The sequence below is a fragment of the Weissella sagaensis genome (assembly GCF_010306265.1).
GTDB classification, from domain to species: domain Bacteria; phylum Bacillota; class Bacilli; order Lactobacillales; family Lactobacillaceae; genus Weissella; species Weissella sagaensis.
Map to the genome: position 1 here is coordinate 484,300 of NZ_BLKA01000001.1, position 19,576 is coordinate 503,875.

Annotated in this window: 18 protein-coding genes and 2 riboswitches; of the genes, 7 read left to right on the forward strand and 11 right to left on the reverse strand. The window is 37.2% G+C overall.

Going from position 1 to position 19,576, the window contains the following annotated elements; all coding sequences use genetic code 11:
* Nucleotides 1-40: 40 nt before the first annotated feature.
* The 3 genes from G7Y65_RS02475 to G7Y65_RS02485 are packed head-to-tail and all read right to left on the reverse strand — an operon-like array spanning nt 41 to nt 2,431.
* On the reverse strand, nt 41-610 hold the full coding sequence (locus G7Y65_RS02475; RefSeq protein ID WP_141926962.1) for a DapH/DapD/GlmU-related protein: 570 nt from the start codon (nt 608-610) through the stop codon (nt 41-43).
* A gap of 54 nt (nt 611-664) precedes the next feature.
* Nucleotides 665-1,675 carry an alpha/beta hydrolase gene (locus tag G7Y65_RS02480; protein ID WP_137600453.1) on the reverse strand — a complete coding sequence of 337 codons (1,011 nt, stop codon included), beginning with the start codon at nt 1,673-1,675 and terminating at the stop codon, nt 665-667.
* Between the two features lie 21 nt (nt 1,676-1,696).
* Nucleotides 1,697-2,431 carry an SDR family oxidoreductase gene (locus G7Y65_RS02485; protein ID WP_137600338.1) on the reverse strand — a complete coding sequence of 245 codons (735 nt, stop codon included), beginning with the start codon at nt 2,429-2,431 and terminating at the stop codon, nt 1,697-1,699.
* Between the two features lie 91 nt (nt 2,432-2,522).
* On the opposite strand from G7Y65_RS02485, the gene G7Y65_RS02490 reads away from it, so the two are divergent.
* Entirely contained in the window at nt 2,523-2,927 is a 405-nt protein-coding gene (locus G7Y65_RS02490; protein ID WP_042492289.1) for a MerR family transcriptional regulator, read from the forward strand.
* A gap of 27 nt (nt 2,928-2,954) precedes the next feature.
* Here the strand turns inward: G7Y65_RS02490 and G7Y65_RS02495 are convergent, their stop codons facing one another.
* The 6 genes from G7Y65_RS02495 to G7Y65_RS02520 all read right to left on the reverse strand — a co-directional run bounded on the left by G7Y65_RS02495 (nt 2,955) and on the right by G7Y65_RS02520 (nt 8,256).
* Complete coding sequence (locus G7Y65_RS02495; protein ID WP_042492291.1) at nt 2,955-4,181, reverse strand: dicarboxylate/amino acid:cation symporter; 1,227 nt, start codon at nt 4,179-4,181, stop codon at nt 2,955-2,957.
* Nucleotide 4,182: 1 nt separating this feature from the next.
* A complete protein-coding gene (locus G7Y65_RS02500) occupies nt 4,183-5,370 on the reverse strand; it encodes a Zn-dependent hydrolase (RefSeq protein ID WP_165314520.1) in 1,188 nt (395 codons plus the stop codon).
* A gap of 13 nt (nt 5,371-5,383) precedes the next feature.
* Nucleotides 5,384-6,154: a thiazole synthase gene (locus tag G7Y65_RS02505; protein WP_165314521.1), complete on the reverse strand. Its 771-nt coding sequence runs from the start codon at nt 6,152-6,154 to the stop codon at nt 5,384-5,386.
* Nucleotides 6,155-6,164: 10 nt separating this feature from the next.
* On the reverse strand, nt 6,165-6,815 hold the full coding sequence (gene thiF / locus G7Y65_RS02510) for a sulfur carrier protein ThiS adenylyltransferase ThiF (RefSeq protein ID WP_042492298.1): 651 nt from the start codon (nt 6,813-6,815) through the stop codon (nt 6,165-6,167).
* A 16-nt stretch (nt 6,816-6,831) separates the two neighbouring features.
* Nucleotides 6,832-7,029, reverse strand: a complete 198-nt coding sequence (gene thiS, locus G7Y65_RS02515; RefSeq protein WP_042492300.1) for a sulfur carrier protein ThiS — start codon at nt 7,027-7,029, stop codon at nt 6,832-6,834.
* A gap of 44 nt (nt 7,030-7,073) precedes the next feature.
* Nucleotides 7,074-7,162, reverse strand: a riboswitch (TPP riboswitch).
* 95 nt (nt 7,163-7,257) lie between these two features.
* Nucleotides 7,258-7,349: riboswitch (TPP riboswitch) on the reverse strand.
* A 70-nt stretch (nt 7,350-7,419) separates the two neighbouring features.
* A complete protein-coding gene (locus tag G7Y65_RS02520; RefSeq protein WP_137600336.1) occupies nt 7,420-8,256 on the reverse strand; it encodes a DUF368 domain-containing protein in 837 nt (278 codons plus the stop codon).
* A 177-nt stretch (nt 8,257-8,433) separates the two neighbouring features.
* Here G7Y65_RS02520 and G7Y65_RS02525 point away from each other — a divergent pair, with 177 nt between their 5' ends.
* Nucleotides 8,434-8,958 carry a GNAT family N-acetyltransferase gene (locus tag G7Y65_RS02525; protein ID WP_042492304.1) on the forward strand — a complete coding sequence of 175 codons (525 nt, stop codon included), beginning with the start codon at nt 8,434-8,436 and terminating at the stop codon, nt 8,956-8,958.
* Between the two features lie 387 nt (nt 8,959-9,345).
* On the opposite strand, the gene G7Y65_RS02530 is transcribed toward G7Y65_RS02525, so the two are convergent.
* Nucleotides 9,346-10,707: an amino acid permease gene (locus tag G7Y65_RS02530; RefSeq protein ID WP_042492306.1), complete on the reverse strand. Its 1,362-nt coding sequence runs from the start codon at nt 10,705-10,707 to the stop codon at nt 9,346-9,348.
* A 290-nt stretch (nt 10,708-10,997) separates the two neighbouring features.
* Nucleotides 10,998-11,666: a potassium channel family protein gene (locus G7Y65_RS02535; protein WP_042492309.1), complete on the reverse strand. Its 669-nt coding sequence runs from the start codon at nt 11,664-11,666 to the stop codon at nt 10,998-11,000.
* 207 nt (nt 11,667-11,873) lie between these two features.
* Here G7Y65_RS02535 and G7Y65_RS02540 point away from each other — a divergent pair, with 207 nt between their 5' ends.
* Genes G7Y65_RS02540 through G7Y65_RS02560 form a run of 5 tightly spaced genes read left to right on the forward strand, consistent with a single transcriptional unit; the run spans nt 11,874 to nt 19,428 of the window.
* The gene (locus tag G7Y65_RS02540) at nt 11,874-16,148 is read left to right on the forward strand and encodes an NEAT domain-containing protein (protein WP_141926965.1); all 4,275 of its coding nucleotides are present in this window, start codon (nt 11,874-11,876) and stop codon (nt 16,146-16,148) included.
* Between the two features lie 4 nt (nt 16,149-16,152).
* Nucleotides 16,153-16,938: an NEAT domain-containing protein gene (locus G7Y65_RS02545; protein ID WP_165314522.1), complete on the forward strand. Its 786-nt coding sequence runs from the start codon at nt 16,153-16,155 to the stop codon at nt 16,936-16,938.
* A 6-nt stretch (nt 16,939-16,944) separates the two neighbouring features.
* Entirely contained in the window at nt 16,945-17,805 is an 861-nt protein-coding gene (locus G7Y65_RS02550; protein WP_165314523.1) for an ABC transporter substrate-binding protein, read from the forward strand.
* Nucleotides 17,806-17,813: 8 nt separating this feature from the next.
* On the forward strand, nt 17,814-18,755 hold the full coding sequence (locus G7Y65_RS02555; RefSeq protein ID WP_042492317.1) for a FecCD family ABC transporter permease: 942 nt from the start codon (nt 17,814-17,816) through the stop codon (nt 18,753-18,755).
* The gene (locus tag G7Y65_RS02560; RefSeq protein WP_042492320.1) at nt 18,742-19,428 is read left to right on the forward strand and encodes an ABC transporter ATP-binding protein; all 687 of its coding nucleotides are present in this window, start codon (nt 18,742-18,744) and stop codon (nt 19,426-19,428) included. The genes G7Y65_RS02555 and G7Y65_RS02560 overlap by 14 nt, the downstream gene beginning before the upstream one ends.
* Nucleotides 19,429-19,576: the final 148 nt, after the last annotated feature.

The following is a 19,576-nucleotide window of genomic DNA, read 5'->3' on the forward strand; positions in this document are numbered from 1 at the left end:
AATAAAGCAAGCTGCCAATTAGTGGTAGCTTGCTTCTTTTTTAATATTCCAGATGTTTAACAAACTTAGCAGGGGTGCCTGCAACAACTGTATTAGCTGGTACATCCTTGGTAACCACCGCACCAGCAGCAACGACTGAATTTTCACCAACCGTAACACCGGCTAAAATGGTGGCATTAGAACCAATCCATGTATTATTTGCTAATTTCACAGGTTGTAGATGCAAAGTTCCTCTATGTTTTGGATTTAAATCATGATTAATCGTTGCAATGACAACGTTATGACCAATTAAACTATTGTCACCAATCTCAATTTTACCCTGGTCTTGAAAACGGCAACCTGAGTTAATAAACACATTTTTTCCAACAACAATATTTTTCCCAAAATCTGTTGTAAAAGGTAAAAACAGTGTAAATGCTGAATCAACTGTTTTGCCAATAATCTGAGAAAATTGGTCTCTGATTTCATCATCCGTGTAAACACCTGTATTTAAAGTCATACACAAGCGGCGTGTTTCTGACGACACGTCATTCATTGCACGATTAAGTTCTGAATTTGCAGGTATAACGTGATCTGTGTCCATCTTATTTATTAATTCTTTTATTTCCATATTATACCCCTAAAATTTCTCAAATTATCTACTAGCGCATCAAATAAAGAAAATTTATTTTAAATTACCTTTAAAGAATGATTCAAATTTATCAAAGGGAATTAATGTCATTTGATCATACAAATCCACATGTGTTGCATTAGGTACAATAACTAATTCCTTAGGTTCGTGCAAGTATTCATATGATTTTTCTGCCATATGGCGAGAATGTGCTTTCTCACCGGTTACAATTAGTGTTGGTCGAGGAGCGATTTCAGAAATTTTCTGCTGCAAGCTAAAATTATAATAACTCCAAGGACTCGTAGCTGCCCAAGCACCATTTGAATTAACTGATCGAGGGTGGAAAGCCCGTTCCTTATAATAGTGGAAAAAGTCGGTAGTTACTGGATCTGCATCTTCATCCAATTTATCTGGCAATATACTTGTCAAATGAATAGGTTGGTCATTCTCATCGAAAGGTAATTCATGTGGTCCGACTTCGTGAGTATTATTTTCAGCATCATGCCAACGTTGTTCTGCTAAATAATCACGTTCAATATCTTGTTGCTTTAGCGTCTTAGAACCATCTATACCTTGCCACATTGATTCACCCATATCGTACATAACACTGGTCGCAACGGCTTTAATACGTTTATCAATTGCAGCCGCAGTAAGCACATGACTACCAAGCCCACAAATACCTAAGGCACCAATTTTTTCACGATTAACATAATCTTGCATACCAATAAAATCAACAGCAGCTGAAAAATCTTCTGTAAAAATATCTGGTGATGCCATGTTACGGACATTTCCTGAACTCTCGCCAGTAGTAGATTGATCAAATGCCAAGGTAACAAAACCGCGTTCTGCTAAAGTTTGTGAATATAAGCCACTTGATTGCTCCTTAACAGCCCCAAAAGGTCCTGATATCACAATTGCTGCATATTTATTTCCCTCTTCGAAATTCAACGGCTTATAAAGGTGACCAGCTAAAACAAAACCGAATCTATTTTGAAATGTCACATCTTGCACATCTATATTTGGATTTACTGCAAATACACGTGTATCATTTAAAATTTTAGTCATCATATTACCTCTTTCATATAATTAAACCGGTTGTTTGATAGGTCGAATAATAATTTCATTAACATCCATGTTGTCAGGCGTATCAATTGCATAAGCAACAGCCGTCGCCACATTTTCAGCAGAAAGTCCAATTTCCTTTTCGTTTTCTAGTTCTGCTTGTTGCGTTGCTTCATCAGTAGATGATTTATATAATTCCGTTGCTACAGCACCAGGTGACACGATTGAAGTACGAATGCCATCATTATGATGTTCCTGGCGCAAACCTTCCATAATTGCTCGTACCGCAAATTTTGACCCATTATAAACTGCTAAATTGGGTACAACGACATGACCAGCTACCGAATCAGTTGCAATAATATGCCCAAATTTTTGCGATTGCATGATTGGTAAAACAGCCGCAATTCCATTAAGAACACCCATAACATTAACATTCAAAATATTTTGCCACTCATTACGAGCACCCTTAATTAAAGGATTAATCGGCATAATACCTGCATTGTTAAATAGGACATCAATTTTTCCAAAATGTTCAATTGCCGTTTTTACTAAATCATTAACTTCATCAAAATTAGTGACATCGACTTTTTGTGTGATGATTTCTGCTTCAGAATATTTTTCCTTTAGCTCATCTAATTTATCTACACGTCGTGCACCAATAACTAACTTTGCATGTTGTTTTGCTAAATTTGCAACTGTTGCAGCACCAATACCACTTGAAGCACCTGTAATAACAATCACCTTATCTTTAATTGACATATATTCGTTTCCCCCTTGGTTACATTATATGATACGATTACTTTAAACCCTAAACCTGACTTTAGGTCAAACAATAAGGAAGGTAGTAATTATGACAACAGTCTACTCGATTGGTGAGGTTGCTAAACAATTCAATCTTTCAATCTCAACTATCCGTTATTATGACAAAGAGCATTTAATCCCAAATTTACAAAAAAATACAGCAGGGACAAGAGTTTTCACACAAGAAAACTTGGACACCATTAATATCATTGAATGTTTAAAGAAATCCAATATGTCGATTAAAGATATTAAGACTTTCATTGAATGGTGTGAGACGGGGGATGAAACACTTCAACAACGCCTTAATATGTTCCAACAACTACAGCAATCAGTTCAAGAGCAAATGGCTGAACTCCAAAAAACACTAGATACCATTAACTATAAATGTCATTACTATACACAAGCAGTTGCCGATGGTACTGAAGAATACGTAAAAACAGGTCACAATGTTTAAATTGCAACCTGCTTTTTTGTATGACTTTTAATTTTCAATTGATACGGACACTTGTGATAGTTCATGCTCATCTGCCGCAATCATAATCGCAGTTGTTGTGTCACCAACGACATTTAAAGTTGTTCTAAAAATACCCGCAAACCAGTCGATACCAGCCAATAAAGCAATGCTTTCAAGTGGTAAACCAAGGGCAGGGACGATAATCGTTAAAGCAACTAAGCCACCACCTGGAACAGCGACAGTGCCTAAACAGGCAACAATTGCTAATAAAACAATTTCTAACATCATCAAAAACGAAAGTGACAAACCATAAAATTGCGTCATCGTAACACAAGCTAAAGCTAAATACATTGCTAATCCATTACTATTTAATGCCATCCCCAACGGCAACACTAATTCGCTAATTTCTTTCCCAACACCCAATCGTTTTTCAGCATCATGCATTTCGACTGGTAATGAAGCAGCAGAAGACGTGGTCGTCATAGCAATCAATATAATATTCGCAAAACCATGTAGGACCGCATGCAAAGACATATGTGCTCGCAGCATAATCATGGTAAATAGGCCCATTAAAAATAGTAGCGTGCCTAACCCAAATATGCCTAAAAATTTGATTAAAGGTATTAACACCTTTAATCCGTTATCAGCTGTCACTGCTGCCATTAAAGCACCGATTCCTAGTGGCGCTAACCGTAAAACAGCTTGAATTAATGACACCAATAATTGATTTAACTGCTGCAATCCCGTAAGAATAGCGTCATATTGCTGACTAGTATTTGCCTTACTTAATACCACTCCAAACAACAAAGCAAAGATGATCACTTGAATCGTGTTACCTTGTGTTAAGGCTTCAAAAATATTAGTTGGAAAAAATCCCAATATCATATCAGTTAATGCAACTTTATTTTTAACAATGTCATCAGTCAGAGGTGCATTAAGTGTTAAATGTAGTCCCATACCCGGATGGAACAAACAGCCTAGAATTAAACCAACTAGGGCAGCAATCACGGTTGTAATCGTAAACCATAATACGATTCGCATACCTAAACGGCCTAATTGCTTGATGGGTAATTTACCAATTGCCGCAATAACCGTACAGAAAACCAAAGGGATTACTGCCATTTGAATCAACCTTAAGAAAATATCGCCAATAATTTTAATATCGGCAATCTTAGATCTTAAAACAGCACCCAAGATGATGCCTAATACCGCACCAATAATAATTTGCGTTGTTAGACCTAATTTTATTCTCATTTCATTCACCATTTGCCTGTACAAATAAACTGTTTGCCAGCAACGATACACCCATTAGTAAGTCAGCCGATTTTGTATATTCAGTAGGAGTATGACTAATGCCAGCCTCACTAGGGACAAAAATCATCGTTGTCGGTACAAACGAACTCATAATTTGACTATCATGACCAGCACCAGAAAATAATGTTTGATATGAATAATTCATTTGGGTTGCCAAAGCTGCATTTTGCATACGTAAATCATCTGACAATCGCGTTGCAGATACGCATAGTGTTTCGATAACACTTGTTCGTTTAGACTGTTCAAGCAATTGCAGCATCTGTGTCACAAAAGCCGTTAATTGATCATCAGTATTTGCTCGGCAATCAATGGTAAAGCGGCAACTTTCAGCAACAACATTGCTGACATTGGGTGAGACATGTATTTCACCAATCGTAAACGTTAAATCTTCTGCTGCTTTAGCTGCTAATGCATATAACTTCGCCATTAATGCACTAGCCGTTGCAATCGCATCCTGCTGTTGTATCATTGGTGTTGTACCAGCATGATTGGCTTGCCCATGTACTGTCACTTCATATCGTTTTTGTGCAACGATACCGGTTACTAAACCGATTTTTTTGTGACTTTCTGCCAGACGTGGTCCTTGTTCAATGTGTAATTCGGTAAAAGTTACGGGCAGTGACACGCGCTGGGTTTTAACATGAGGTAGTTGCTGCAATTGTGTAACCGCTAAACGTCTCGCTTCGTCAAACGTTATCCCTTGTTTATCTGATATTACTTCCGTCTGTAATGTACCCGTATAATATTTTGAACCCGTAAAAGTAGCTGGAAAACGGCTACCTTCTTCTTCACTAAATGAAATTAATCGTAGCGGGTGTTTTGGTATACCATGTTGCTCATAAATTTGTTGAATAGCACAAAAGCCACCCAAAACACCGTATAAACCGTCATAACGGCCACCATGTTTTACTGTATCCATATGTGAACCAGTTGCGACAGGCCGGTCATTCATTTGTCCAGGAAAATCTAAGTAAACATTGCCATAATCATCGACCGTTGCCGTTGCACCGTTACGTTGACCTAATAAAATTAATGCTCGTTGATTGGACAACCAGTCTTGGTTATATACAAGTCTATTTTGATTATGTTGATGAGTAAACTGATTCAATAAATCTAACAATTGTGACATTCTAATAACCTAGCTACTTACTAATTCCCAAAATAGGGGATGATGCAGCTGCTTTTTTATCTAAGACACGACCAGGCTGGGCCAAATAACCTTTACGTCCTGCTTCAACAGCTAACTTAAAAGCTTCTGACATCAATGGAATATCACCAGCCGTTGCCATTGCTGTATTTGCCATCACTGCAGCTGCACCCATTTCCATGGCTTCAGTCGCTTGGCTCGGACGACCAATACCAGCATCGACAATAATTGGCACGTCAATTTCATCAATCAAAATTTGAATCAAATCTTTTGTTGCTAATCCTCTATTAGTACCAATTGGTGCACCTAATGGCATTACCGCAGCTGCACCAGCTGCGACTAATTTACGAGCTGCATTTAAGTCAGGTAACATGTATGGCAAAACAATAAATCCTTCATCAGCCAATACCTGTGTTGCCTTAATTGTCTCTTCATTATCTGGTAATAAATATGTCTTATCAGGGACAACTTCTAATTTAATAAAATCACTACCACTCAATTCACGTGCAATTCGGGCCATACGAATTGCTTCTTGAGCATTCGTACTACCAGATGTATTAGGTAAGATAGTAACATCATCAGGAATATAATTTAGAATATTTTCTTCTTGCGTATTCGTACGACGAAGTGCCATCGTAATAATTTGCGCACCGGCATGATGAATTGCTGAATCAATTAATTCATATGAATACTTACCAGAACCCAAAATAAACCGTGAGGAAAAATGGTGTCCACCAAGAATTAGTTCATCATTATTTTCAGTCATTATGTTTCTCCTATTCTGACAATACGGGTTGGTTAGTCAATAAACGTAAAATCGCATTCGCTTCATGTCCGGCACATACCATAACACGTGGTGCCATCAATCCTTCCATGCCTTTGCTATAGCCATCCCCACAAATATAGACATTTGGTAATGGTTGCTTTGTTTGTATTTCATTGGTAAGATGCAACCCAGCCATCCCATTCCCCATAACCAATGGCTTATCAGGATAATGTTTTGTTGCACCTTCCAATAACATTGCCTTTGCTGTTGGATTATCAAATGCCTCACAGATAATATCAGCATCTGCAAATAATTCAGCAATGTTCTCTGATGTTATCTTAGTTTGCACCGTATCTATCTCAATAAATGGATTAAATTCCAATAAATTTTGCTTTAACGCCGTTACTTTTGGTAAACCAATTTGACTAACTTTATACTGTTGCCGGTTAAGATTACTCATTTCAATCGTGTCAAAATCAATAATTGTTAAATGACCAACACCACTACGAGTAAGGGCGATTGCAATATTAGAACCCAATCCGCCAGCACCTGCAATGATTACATGCGCTTGTTGTAATTGCTCAGTTGTACCAGCAACATTACGTTCCTTCATTCCCATAAAGAATTCTTTGACGTCTACGCCTTGAAACTTTGGTATCATTTCATCGTCCTCTTTTCTAACCACCACCTACAAAAGAAATTAATTCAACCTTGTCATTTTCAACCAAGATTTTTGTATCTAATTGATCACGATGAATAATTTCACCATTTAATTCAACAACAACATTTTGCATCATACTTGTCTTAGCTTTTAGTAAATCGGTTAAAGTTTTACCAACCATTTGATCCATTGGTTTACCATTTACATTAATCATTAAAAAATGCCCTCCTTTCTGATCATGAAAGAAGGGCATTTGCACATAGTCAAATATCGCTCTTCCTTCGATCGCATTACCGACATCAGGTTCATGGGTATTTCTCAGCCTTACGGCACCCCAGACGATGATTCTTTAGATTTAATTTTTACCAATCGCTCTATACGATCCGAATAAAATAAAAAAGGTAGTCTCTTTGCATACACAAAAAGACTACCCATTAATTTCTATAAATGGACTGTATCTTCCTGCGCAGGTATTAACCAAATCAGGTTCAGTGGGTATATTCTCAGCCATATGTGGCACCCCAGATACGTTAATTAACTTAACTACTTAACAGTAGCACGTTTTTTTTATTAATACAATCCTTTCAAGTAAGCGGTTCCATAATTAAATTGTTGTTGGTTTAACTTTTTGTTCCAGATTTCCCATCCACCAACCAAGCCAAGTTCCCAACGCTAACAAGGCAATTGCAAACAAGTAGTGCCAAATCGTAAATCCGGTATAGTCCAACGGCACAATCATGACGGTAGAAGCCATGACAATTCCAAAAATAGCATGGAATAACTTTGCATAAGCCACTTTGAACACATATGCCATCACTTTTGCAAATACTAAAACGATAACTAATAAGCCAACAATCAGTGGGACCAGTACTGATAAATCACCTGTTTTAATACCATCACTCATTCCTTTATATAATCCTAGGTAAATCAGAAAATTTGATGGACTTAGCCCTGGAACTAATAAACCTAGTCCAATCAAGCCACCTGATAATAACCAAGCACCTGTACTAGGTGTCATGGTCGAAAATAGGGGCTGTCCAAACCATAAGAATAGCAACATTAGCACACCAGTCATAACCATAATACCTAGATCAGCTTTAGAACGACCATGTTTACCAGCTTCTTGCCACAAAGTTGGAATCGTTCCTACAATGGCCCCAATAAAGAACCAACGTGCCACATTTTCTACTTCACCCAACATAAAACTAATCACAAAGGAAAGTAGAAAAATACCAATCACAGCGCCAATACCAACTGGCAGGAAGAATAAGAAATTAGCTTTGAAATTTTTGAATGGATTAGCCATGAATAATATCATACGTTCATATAAACCAAACACAGCAGCTAAAGCACCACCACTGATTCCTGGTAAAATAAATCCCGATCCAATTAATGCGCCTTTAACAGCACGGAAGATAGTATCTCCTGGTCGTTTTTGCATTGATTATAGCCTCATTTCATTTATCATTTTGTTGATATTTATATTATTTCTCTTCATTATATCTGATAAAGGCTTATAATAAGTTAAAAAATAGACTTTTATTAACTTAATGACAAAATTCTTTTTTAAGTTCTTTGCTATAATGAATTACAAAATATTTTTATGGGGGAATATCATATGCCTTTAACTTATACACGTCTAGCTCAACCAGAGGATGTTGATGCTATTTTTAGTATTATTCAACAAGCGGTTGCATATCTAGGTAGTCAAAATTCACCACAATGGCAGGGCACGGCCGAACCAAAACGCGATGAATTCATTCATGATATCCAAAAGGGGAGCGTTTATGTTTTAATTTATAATCATGCTATAGCCGGCATTGGTAAACTAGTACCCGGTCCAGAGCAAGCCTATGAAAATATTGATGGTTCGTGGCTAGGGGATGAAAAACAATATATGACACTACATCGCATTGCCATCGATGCCAACGTTCGGGGGCAAGGATTAGCACATCAACTAATTCATGATTTAGTTTTGCTATCCTTAGATCATGGTTACCGAGATATCCGTATTGATACACATGAAATTAATCAAGGTATGCAAAAAACAGTTAAAAAGGCCGGCTTTGATTATCGTGGTCATGTGTTAATGCCCGTGCCAAATGGTGATCGATTGGCATTTCAACTTTTATTGACTGATTAATATTTTTGAGAAAAAAATAACCGTCTTAGCTTGGTAGAGCTAACGGTTATTTAAACACAATCTAATACCGTTTTAAACGGCTCTACGAAAGAAGTCTTGTGGTAAACAAGGCTTCTTTTATTTATAGGCATATTATTTAAGCGATAGTGCTAGTGTTATGCAAATTATTTAATGTTATTTATACCATCCTGAAAACCAGCTATAAAACTCATAATAAAATTATTAATCACTGGAACGAAATATAAAATCAAAGTAAATATAATAAGCAAACCCACGTAATGTTTTTGAAACCGTCATTTTTGCACCTATTAGTTGCAGTCCTGTCACAACAACCTTTCTATAAAAAAAGGTGGTACAAAATATTTTGTACCACCTTAATATCATCATCTATTTAAGCGCATCATGTTGCTTAGACCACAAACTATAACCACCAACTAACGCAACAAAAAATACAATTGTTGCAACCACTGACCATCTCGTTGACCCATCAATTGTCAGAATAATCAATATAATCAGGAAGAACAAAATAGTAGCATAACTAGTTGCTGGGAACCATGGCATTTTGTATGGATTGTTTTTTGATGCTGCCGATTGCTTATATTTAATATGAGCAATCATAATCAAAATCCAAACAAAAATAAAGCTCATTGTTGCAACACTTGTGATTAGTGTGAAAATTTTTGAAGGGAAGAAGTAATTCAACAAAACAACAACTAAAAAGACAACTGCTGATGCTAACATCCCTGTTATAGGGACCATATTTTTTGATACTTTTGCCAATGATTTTGGCGCTTGCTTATTTTTAGCTAATACATATAAAGTACGTGATGTTGAAAAAATAGCTGAATTGGCTGCTGACAACGCTGCTGTCAACACCACGAAATTAATTAATGTTGCTGCAAATTTAATACCCATCCCTGCAAAAACTTGAACAAAGGGCGATTGTGTCGTGTCAATTTGATTCCAAGGATAAACTGACATGATAATACCAATCGCACCAACATAAAACAAACCAATTCTAATCGGAACTGAGTTAATGGCCTTTGGTAGATCACGCTCTGGCTTTTCAGTTTCACCAGCAGTCAAACCAACCATTTCAATACCAGTAAAGGCGAAGATAACCATTGGAAATGCCATGACAAATCCTTGCCAACCAGTTGCAAAAAAGCCACCGTGTGATACAAGATTTGTAAAACTAGCCGTATTACCACCTGTATGGAAACCAGTTAAAATCAAACCGATACCGACAACAATCAAAGCCAGAATTGCAAAGACCTTAATTGAAGCAAACCATGATTCAAGTTCACCAAACCACTTTACATTAATTAAATTAAAAGCCACCAACACAACAATAACAATCAATGGCGTCACCCATTGTGGTAACGTTGGAAACCAATAACGTAAGTAAATACCACTTGCTGTTAAATCAGCCATCGCTAAACTTGACCAACTTAACCAGTATGCCCAACCAATCGCAAACTCCCATTTATTACCTAAATAAATGCGAACAAAGTCAATAAATGACCGTATTTTGGTGTTAGACAACAATAATTCACCAACTGCTCGCATCATGAAATAGGCAAACAAACCTGTGATTGCATAAGCTAAAATAAGGGCAGGACCAGCTGCTTTAATTGCTGAACCTGAACCTAAAAATAGTCCTGTTCCAATCGCACCACCAATAGCAATCATCTGTACATGGCGTGCTTTAAGTCCACGTGATAGCTCACGCTCCGCATCATTATTCATAATATATACCTCACTGCATGAGGACAAAAAAATGCCCCCATGCCAAATTAAATTTGACATAGGGACGTTTGATAACGCGGTTCCACCCTAATTCTTAGTCACTGACTAAGCCACTTAATTACAGGTAATTTTCATCCCTCCAAAAGCGCCATTACTAGCTTACAATCATTTGCTTTCATCAACCGCAAACTTTCTAAAATCATGTTTATGACTAGTAATCTCTTTTTTCTTCGAGATTGAAATTAGTATGGTTAACTATATGCTGTTTATCATTATTAGTCAAGAAAGCATTATCTAATTTTGGCCACCAACGACTCAAAATGTTTAACATCTTTTGTTGCACCAACTACTGTTAAAACATCCCCAATTTGAATTATTTCATCTGGATCTGGTGTAATAACAACACGATCTTGTGAGCGAATAGAAATAATTGTTAATCCATACTGCTTACGAACATCAAGTTCTGCAATTTCTTTATTCGCAAAACGTAAATTACCAATTTTAATTTCACCTAATGAATGTTTATCTCCCAAGTCAATAAAATTAAGAAGGTTGGGGGTCATCAGTTGTTCAGCTAACCGATGTGCCATTTCACTTTCCGGACGGACAACTTGATCAGCACCAACTTTATCTAACACACGTGCATGTAGATTATTCTCAGCTTTTGCAACTACATGACGAACGCCCAAATCCTTCAATAGAATAGTTGTTAGAATTGATGCTTGTTGATTATGCCCAATCGCGACAACGACATGGTCGAAACTAGCCAAATCCAAATCGCGTAACGCATCTTCATCTTGCGCATCAGCAATGACAGCATGTGTGGCAATATCCATATAACTTTCTACTAAATTTGGATCTTTATCAATGACCAAAACTTCTTGATCAGCATTAATTAACGACTCTAATAACGAACTACCAAAGCGGCCTAAACCAACAATTGCATACGTTTGTTTCATATCCATAACCTCTTAATTTTTCTTCTATTTATTTTATCACTAATCACATTTAAACTGTGATGACAACTGTTGCTTGATAAACCTAAAAATAAGCTTTAAAATGGTCTATGTTCAATTGTGAACATTCTTTGAATTTTCAAAGAAAACTATCTATGTCCCATTTATCGGACAAACATTAAATTTTTTATAAGGAGATCATAGACAATTATGAGTACTTTTTCACGAACTGCAACATTGTTTTCAACAGTTGCTTTGGGAAGTATGCTGACAGCAACCACAGTATCCAGTGTCGATACCGTTATTCACGCTGCCGAAACAACGCAAACTGCTGCTCAAAAGCAAAGTTACAAACTACAAATTTTGCAAGGGGATAAAGATACCCCTTCAACAGCTTCACAATTTTATTTAGATACAATTTCATTAGAAAAGTTAGCTAATGGTGATTACTATGCCTACCTAACATCTAACACCCCAGCTAATCTAGGGGATGAACCGATTGCTAGTACAGATACCCAACACCAAGTGGTAAAAATGGGAACAAAGCAAAATAATGGTTACAATCAGACAGTTTATCGGATGACTTTGTCAGCTAATGAATTAGCGAGCGGCCAACCTATCAAAACGAATATTCACGTGAATATTCCAATGATGAACTATGACCATAACTATACAATTCGTCTAAATATCCAAGGATTTAAACCTGAACCTGTTGCAAGTTCACAAAGCACATCTAGTGCCTCAACTACCAACAGTTCAGCCGTAGCACCAAGTTCCAGTGTTGCTAATAGTGCAACAACTGAATCAAATGTTGCAAATGGTGTTTCACAAAGCACTAAGAACAACCCATCATCAACAACTGATACATCTAAATCAACTGTTGCCAAAACTGACTCATCACAAAATGATTCACAACAAGCAACTAGTGACACAGCCGCTTCAACAGTTAATAATTCACAGACGACTAAAAGTACTGTAGATGCAAAAGCTGATGATCAAATTCCCGCTGGTAAAGAAGTTAAAATGACAGCTGACCAAGGGATGGATAGATTCTTAAAGCCTTCTGCTTATATTAACATTAAAGGGGATTTGACCGACGTTACTTTGAGTCTTAATAGCGATAAAGTGATTAGTATGATTCCTTATATGATTTTTGATGGTCAAAAGAAAGATGTAACAAGTCAAAATATCACTTTCACCATCCCAACTAAGGACTTAGTAGCAGATAAAGATGGTAATGTAACGTTAGCTTCAACGACCCATGTCGATGCTGCAGGTCACGTCATGGACTATCCATCAAACTTGACGTTCAATATTAGTCAATTAATGCCTGCACAAAAGACATTCAAAACTGGCGACTACCAAATCGCCGTTAGTCCTGACAGTCAAATGGATCGTTTCTTTGCACCAAAGTTTAACGTTAAAGTTGGTGACGTTACCAGTACTGTAACTGTTACTTATCAAAACCCTAACATGATGGCAATGATTCCAAATGTAACATTTGATGGTCAAACAAAAGATCTAAATGGCAAAACTACGGTTGATTTTACCATTCCAACTAAGGACTTAACACCCAACAAAGATGGCAAAGTTACCATTGCATCATTCACAAGTGTACCAATGAGTCCACATAAAGGTTATGCATCAAACATAACTTTGGATATGAATCCTGCACTAACAAATCCATCAAATGACCAAACTGATTCATCAGCTAGCTCATCATCAGAAACACCAGTAAAACCTGATAAAGACATCTTGCAAGACGGCACTTATTCTATTAATTATAATGTCTACAAGTCAGGTACTACTGATGCTTCAACCATGGCTACTTACATGACTGAATCAGCTAAGGTAACCGTTAAGAAAGGCGAGGCTACCGTTGACTTTGCAACTAAGAATGATGCAATGTCAATGATGAAAGAATTTTCTATTAACGGCGTGAAAGCCCAAGCCAAAGGCGATTCTTGGATTGTCAAGCTACCTGTTAAAGATTTAACTAAGACAGCTAATGCCCAGATGACTATTTTTGTTGCTGCTATCAATTTCACAGAAACACCTAGTGCAGATATTGTCTTTGATATGAAGAGCGTTAAAACATTAGATAATGATGGTGGTGCATCATCAAGTTCTAGTGCTGCTTCTTCAAGCAAACCTAGTCAAAGTTCTTCTAGCGCTACTTCTTCAAGCAAGCCTAGCTCAAGCTCTTCTAGTGCTGCTTCTTCAAGCAAACCTAGCTCAAGCTCTTCTAGTGCCGCTTCTTCAAGCAAGCCAACCACACCAGCTAACCCAACTATTGAAAAAGACGGCAATTATTCTATAAACTACAAAATTTACAAATCAGGTACTACTGATGCTTCAACCATGGCTACTTACATGACTGAATCAGCTAAGGTAACCGTTAAGAAAGGCGAGGCTACCATTGACTTTGCAACTAAGAATGATGCAATGTCAATGATGAAAGAATTTTCTATTAACGGCGTGAAAGCCCAAGCCAAAGGCGATTCTTGGATTGTCAAGCTACCTATTAAAGATTTAACTAAGACAGCTAATGCCCAGATGACTATTTTTGTTGCTGCCATCAATTTCACGGAAACACCTAGTGCAGATATTGTCTTTGATATGAAGAGCCTGAAAGCATTAGATAATGATGGTGGTGCATCATCAAGTTCTAGCGCTACTTCTTCAAGCAAACCTAGCCAAAGTTCTTCTAGCGCTGCTTCTTCAAGCAAACCTAGCCAAAGTTCTTCTAGTGCTGCTTCTTCAAGCAAGCCTAGCTCAAGCTCTTCTAGTGCCTCTTCTTCAAGCAAACCTGAAAATAAGCCTGAGCAAAAACTAACTACTGATTTCAAAGACGGTACTTACAATGTTAATTACCATATTTATAAATCAGGTACTACCAATAACTCAACCATGTCTCAGTACATGACGACATCTGCTAAAGTTGTGATTAAGGACGGTAAAGCTACAATCAGCTTTGCAACTAAAAACAAAGCAATGTCGATGATGAAAGAATTCTCTGTTAATGGCGTTAATGCCAAGGCAAATGGTGATAACTGGACCGTCACAGTTCCTGCTAAGAGCCTTGCTAAGACATTAACTGCTCATATGCATATCGAAGTGCCACAAATTGGTCTAACTGAAGATCCTGATGCTGATATTAAGTTTGATATTGCTAAGGGCACAAAGCCTATCAATCCAGGCAAAGATAATGGTAAGAATGAAACGGATGGACATGGTAACGGCAATACTACTCCAAAGCCTACTAGTACCGAAAATAATAAAAAGCTAAGCCTTAAGAATAATGGTATCTACAGCATCAACTACCGTGTTTACAAAACTGGTACGCATGCAAAATCAACGATGCAACAATACATGACAGCTTCTGCAAACATTCTAGTTAAAGATGGTAATGCTACAATCAAGTTTGCAACTAAGAATGGTGCTATGTCATTGATGAAGGCTTTCTCAATTAATGGGGTTACTGCTCATAAAAATGGCAATGCTTGGCAAGTAACGCTACCTGTATCTTCACTTCGTCAAACAATAAAAGCACATATGACAATCTTTGTGCCATCAATCAATTTCACGGAACATCCTGATGCTGATATTGTCTTTGATTTGAGTAGTCTAAAAAATAGCAATGCTAAAACTACTGATTTTACAAAAACTAAAACAGACAATACAACACCAACTAGTGTAAATGGGGCAGTGTCATTACCAACTGGTCATCAAAATGCCATCAGAAATGCTGTTTTGCATCAACTAACTATTTTGCATGGTAATAACAACAGTACATCTGTTGCTGCGCAATATTTCTTGCCTACTATTCAATTAGTTCACAATGCTAATGGATCATATACTGGATATATTACGACACATACGCCTGTTATGATGGGACGTAACCCGATTTCATTTATGGATGGTAATCACCAAGTACAACTTGTTAATACTATTAAAACTGGTAGTTACTATCAATCAACTTATCGACTATCATTATCAGAAAATGAAATTAAAGCACCGATTGCAACAAGTATCCATGTTAAATTCACAGCACCTTTGAATTATGATCATATCTATACTATTCGTTTAGTTATTGGTCGTATCTTAAATGATGCTAGTGAAGCAACACAACCAACAACTGGTTTACCAGATTCTTCTAATCTCACAACTAGTCCACTAAATTCAGATGTTTCACATGGAACATTTACTACTGATTTTAATAGTAACGCTATTACTGGTACATCATTTACGCCTTTAAATACAACAAATGATGACTCTCAAAATAACGAGAAAAAAGCCAATACTATCAAGCCACATACTAAGAAAAATAGTAATGCAACACAAGTTAATAAAGATGCTCAAGCTGACTCTAAAAGCAACAATACGACACAACGTAATGTCTTAATTGTTGCTGGTGGTATTTTAGCTGCTGCATTAGGTTACATTGGTGTCGCCCTTTTGACTAATTTCTTTAAGATGAGGTAGACAAATGATTAATAATAAATCTCTTCGTTCATTACTTGGACTATTTGCCATGATTTTTTGTATGTCTGGTATGCAAACAGCTGTACATGCGGAATCTTATAATGTTCCCATGCAAGTATTAGAAAATGGCTCATCTAATACTTCTTACGCAGCAGCATACTTTTCGCACGCTGCCACAGTCACACCAAATGGTAATAATACTTATACCGTAACGTCAACTGTTACAACCGGTAAGGATCTTGGTAACTATCCTGTTCAAGTACTAAATATTGACGGCGCTGGCGCAAATGTTTCACGTAGTCAATCTGGCAATTCACAAACCATTACGTACAGTTTCGTCACATCAAACCTAAGTGCTCGTCATAACGCTGCAATTAAGGTTGATGTTAACAGTATTAATTATCACCATAACTACATTGTTGGTTTAGTATTAGATGCTTCTAAAGTACCTGCACCTGCTGCTAGTTCTTCAAGCACTCCTGCATCAACTTCTAGCCAACAAGCAACTAGTTCACAACAAAGTAATTCATCTGTTGCTGTAAGTAGTGCAAGTGAATCGGTACCAAGTTCAACTACGCAAAATGATGCAGATGCAACCAATACGAGTGTTGCAAATAGTAAATCTTCATCTTCTGCCAAAGTAACGTCAAAGTCAAAAACTAAGACGCAAGTTGCTAAAGAGAAACATGAAGATAAAGGGAAGCAATTACCCGTCGTTGCAATCGTTGGCGGTGGTTTAGTTTTAGGTATCATTCTTGGTCTTGTCTTTAATTTGAAGAAAAAGAAGTAAGTTACGATGCGAAAACAACAAAAAATATTATCGATTTTATTAGTCGTTTTATTAATCATTAGTGCCGGCTGGATCTGGTTAATGATGCGTCCGACCCAAAAAAGTGTCACAACAGATCGTATTGTTGCTACGACGAACGCGCAAGTTCAAGTATTTAATAAATTAGATGTGCCTTTAGTTGGTGTTGCAACACCAGGTAATAAGCAAACATTGCCAAAACAGTATCGTAATTTACCAAAGGTTGGTAACCACGTGGCACCTAATCTTGAAAAAATTGGCCAATTAAAGCCTGATTTAGTTTATCTTGATGCTGCAATTGCTGATGACTATCAACAAAAATTAAATAGTGACAACATTAAGCATCAACAATTAGATTTTAATAAATTAGCCGATTTGCAATCAGCTATCACAAAACTTGGTACAACCTATCATAAAGAAGATGCTGCTAAAAAGTTAAATGCACAGTTAGATATGCCAACTAAGCATCCCAAAAATCGACCCAATGTCTTGTTACTGATGGGGATGCCAGGTGGTTCATTCCTCGTTGGTACTCAAAATAGTTACGTTGGTGATTTGATTAATCGTGCTGGAGGTCATGTCATAGGTTCAGGTTCTAGCCCATTTGTTGCAATGAATGCTGAACAAATTGCACAAGCCAAACCCACTGTCATAATTACAATGGCACATGCAATGCCGAAAAATGTTTTTAAAAGCTTTGATAGTTTATTTAAACAATCCAATTGGCAAAGCATCCCCGCTGTTCAAGAAGGACACGTTTATCAGGCCAATGAACCAATCTTTAGCATGACAGCTAATCTCAATGCACCAGCTGCTTACAAACAGATTCAAACTTGGCTGAACAAATAGGAGGGCTAATGCAAAAATATTATCGTTTTATATTAGCTGGTTTAGTTCTTATAAGCGTGGTTATTGCATTACTGGTCGGTAGCACAACAATCAGTCTCGCAGCCGTTTTACATGGACAACCTGACGCTTGGCAATTAATTATTAATTATCGCTTACCGCGTATTTTAGTTGCCGTTATCAGCGGTGCCTTGATTGGTGTCAGTGGTTTGCTAATGCAAGTTGTATTACGCAATCATTTGGTGGATAACTCAATATTAGGGATTATGAACGGTAGCCAATTTTTATTAATGGCAATTCTCGTTATCATCCCCAGCATGCTCGATTTTAATGTCGTCATTGGTGGCATCACTGGTATTTTACTAACAATCGCTTGGTTCTTAGTTTCACCTAAAAATCAAGCACCATTACGTCTAGTTTTATTGGGAATTGCAACGGCTATGACCTTTCAAGCTCTAACAAACATTGCTAGTGAAGGTCTTGGTGTACCGCTACCGACATTAAGCACGGTAGATTGGTCACAAGTTATGCAATTAATCATCATGACCATTTTAGGTTGCTTATTACTCATCATGATTTGGCCAAACTTGAGATATTTTGCTTTACCAACACGTCAGGTAAAATTACTGGGGATTGCGGAACAAAAAACAACCTGGTTTGTTTTACTCGCAGTTGGTCTATGGACAGGTGCCTTAACAAGCTTGATTGGCATTGTTTTCTTCTTAGGTGCTATTTTGCCAGAAATTTCACGCTTCATGAGTCCGAACAAAAAAAGTCAGCATTTAATTTGGCCAACTGCACTATGGGGGAGCCTACTACTGCTAAATGCTGACACAATTGCACGAACGATTCTAGCACCAAAAGAGCTTCCAACTAGTGCAATTCTATTGGTTATTAGTGGCCCATTATTTGCTTTGATGTTAATAAAAGGGGGTTATCATGCTCGACATTAATCACTTGTCATTTAACCGTGATAATCATCAATTATTCCATGATCTATCAGTACAACTACCAGATCATCAAATCACAGCACTTATTGGTCCCAACGGTGTCGGTAAGTCAACATTAATTCAACTATTAACAGGTGAATTATTACCCACTTCAGGAACAATTAAAAACCGTCCTAAGCGGATTGCATTACTTTCCCAGCACAATCAGTTGTTTGAACCATTAACAGTTCGCGAACTGTTAGCATTAGCAAATGACACGTTAGATCCAGCAGTTATGCAAACATTACAACTGGATGCGTTACTTGATAAAGAAATGACTACGTTATCAGGTGGTCAGCAACAGCTTGCTTGGTTAGGCTTTGTTTTACAACAACAACCAGATTTGTTGATTTTAGATGAACCAACAACATTTTTAGATTTACATTTTCAAGAATTATTTCTAAAAACGCTCCAACAATTGCAGCAAGAGCGTCAAACAACGGTACTAATGGTGCTTCATGATTTAAATCAGGCCTTTCGTTATAGTCAAAACATTTGGTTACTACAACAGACAGGTAATTTAATTAGTGCACCAGCCACTCAGATGCATCACCAAGTAGACTTACTTTCTGACGCATTTAAAACGCCTTTACAACTCATTAAATCGGCTGATCAAGTCATTCTTCAGCCTAAGTAAAAAGAATGTGATGCAAGGGGTGTAACGTTGTTTTTGGCTTGCAGACGGTGCGCAGCGACCAAAATGGCGTTACATTAAGACTTCAATCTTGCTGAAAACGTTTAAGGCCCTAAATCCAAATAATGGATTTAGGGCCTTCTTTATTGTC

Excerpts from the sequence above, each read along its gene's own strand:
- G7Y65_RS02550 (WP_165314523.1), top strand. The coding sequence starts at position 16,945 with ATGCGAAAACAACAAAAAATATTATCGATTTTATTAGTCGTTTTATTA.
- G7Y65_RS02520 (WP_137600336.1), bottom strand. The coding sequence starts at position 8,256 with ATGCAAAAACGACCAGGAGATACTATCTTCCGTGCTGTTAAAGGCGCA.
- G7Y65_RS02535 (WP_042492309.1), bottom strand. The coding sequence starts at position 11,666 with ATGAAACAAACGTATGCAATTGTTGGTTTAGGCCGCTTTGGTAGTTCG.
- G7Y65_RS02530 (WP_042492306.1), bottom strand. The coding sequence starts at position 10,707 with ATGAATAATGATGCGGAGCGTGAGCTATCACGTGGACTTAAAGCACGC.
- G7Y65_RS02485 (WP_137600338.1), bottom strand. The coding sequence starts at position 2,431 with ATGTCAATTAAAGATAAGGTGATTGTTATTACAGGTGCTTCAAGTGGT.
- G7Y65_RS02495 (WP_042492291.1), bottom strand. The coding sequence starts at position 4,181 with ATGAGAATAAAATTAGGTCTAACAACGCAAATTATTATTGGTGCGGTA.
- G7Y65_RS02560 (WP_042492320.1), top strand. The coding sequence starts at position 18,742 with ATGCTCGACATTAATCACTTGTCATTTAACCGTGATAATCATCAATTA.
- G7Y65_RS02525 (WP_042492304.1), top strand. The coding sequence starts at position 8,434 with ATGCCTTTAACTTATACACGTCTAGCTCAACCAGAGGATGTTGATGCT.
- G7Y65_RS02500 (WP_165314520.1), bottom strand. The coding sequence starts at position 5,370 with ATGTCACAATTGTTAGATTTATTGAATCAGTTTACTCATCAACATAAT.
- G7Y65_RS02490 (WP_042492289.1), top strand. The coding sequence starts at position 2,523 with ATGACAACAGTCTACTCGATTGGTGAGGTTGCTAAACAATTCAATCTT.
- G7Y65_RS02505 (WP_165314521.1), bottom strand. The coding sequence starts at position 6,154 with ATGACTGAAAATAATGATGAACTAATTCTTGGTGGACACCATTTTTCC.
- G7Y65_RS02475 (WP_141926962.1), bottom strand. The coding sequence starts at position 610 with ATGGAAATAAAAGAATTAATAAATAAGATGGACACAGATCACGTTATA.
- G7Y65_RS02545 (WP_165314522.1), top strand. The coding sequence starts at position 16,153 with ATGATTAATAATAAATCTCTTCGTTCATTACTTGGACTATTTGCCATG.
- G7Y65_RS02480 (WP_137600453.1), bottom strand. The coding sequence starts at position 1,675 with ATGACTAAAATTTTAAATGATACACGTGTATTTGCAGTAAATCCAAAT.
- thiF (WP_042492298.1), bottom strand. The coding sequence starts at position 6,815 with ATGATACCAAAGTTTCAAGGCGTAGACGTCAAAGAATTCTTTATGGGA.
- thiS (WP_042492300.1), bottom strand. The coding sequence starts at position 7,029 with ATGATTAATGTAAATGGTAAACCAATGGATCAAATGGTTGGTAAAACT.
- G7Y65_RS02555 (WP_042492317.1), top strand. The coding sequence starts at position 17,814 with ATGCAAAAATATTATCGTTTTATATTAGCTGGTTTAGTTCTTATAAGC.
- G7Y65_RS02540 (WP_141926965.1), top strand. The coding sequence starts at position 11,874 with ATGAGTACTTTTTCACGAACTGCAACATTGTTTTCAACAGTTGCTTTG.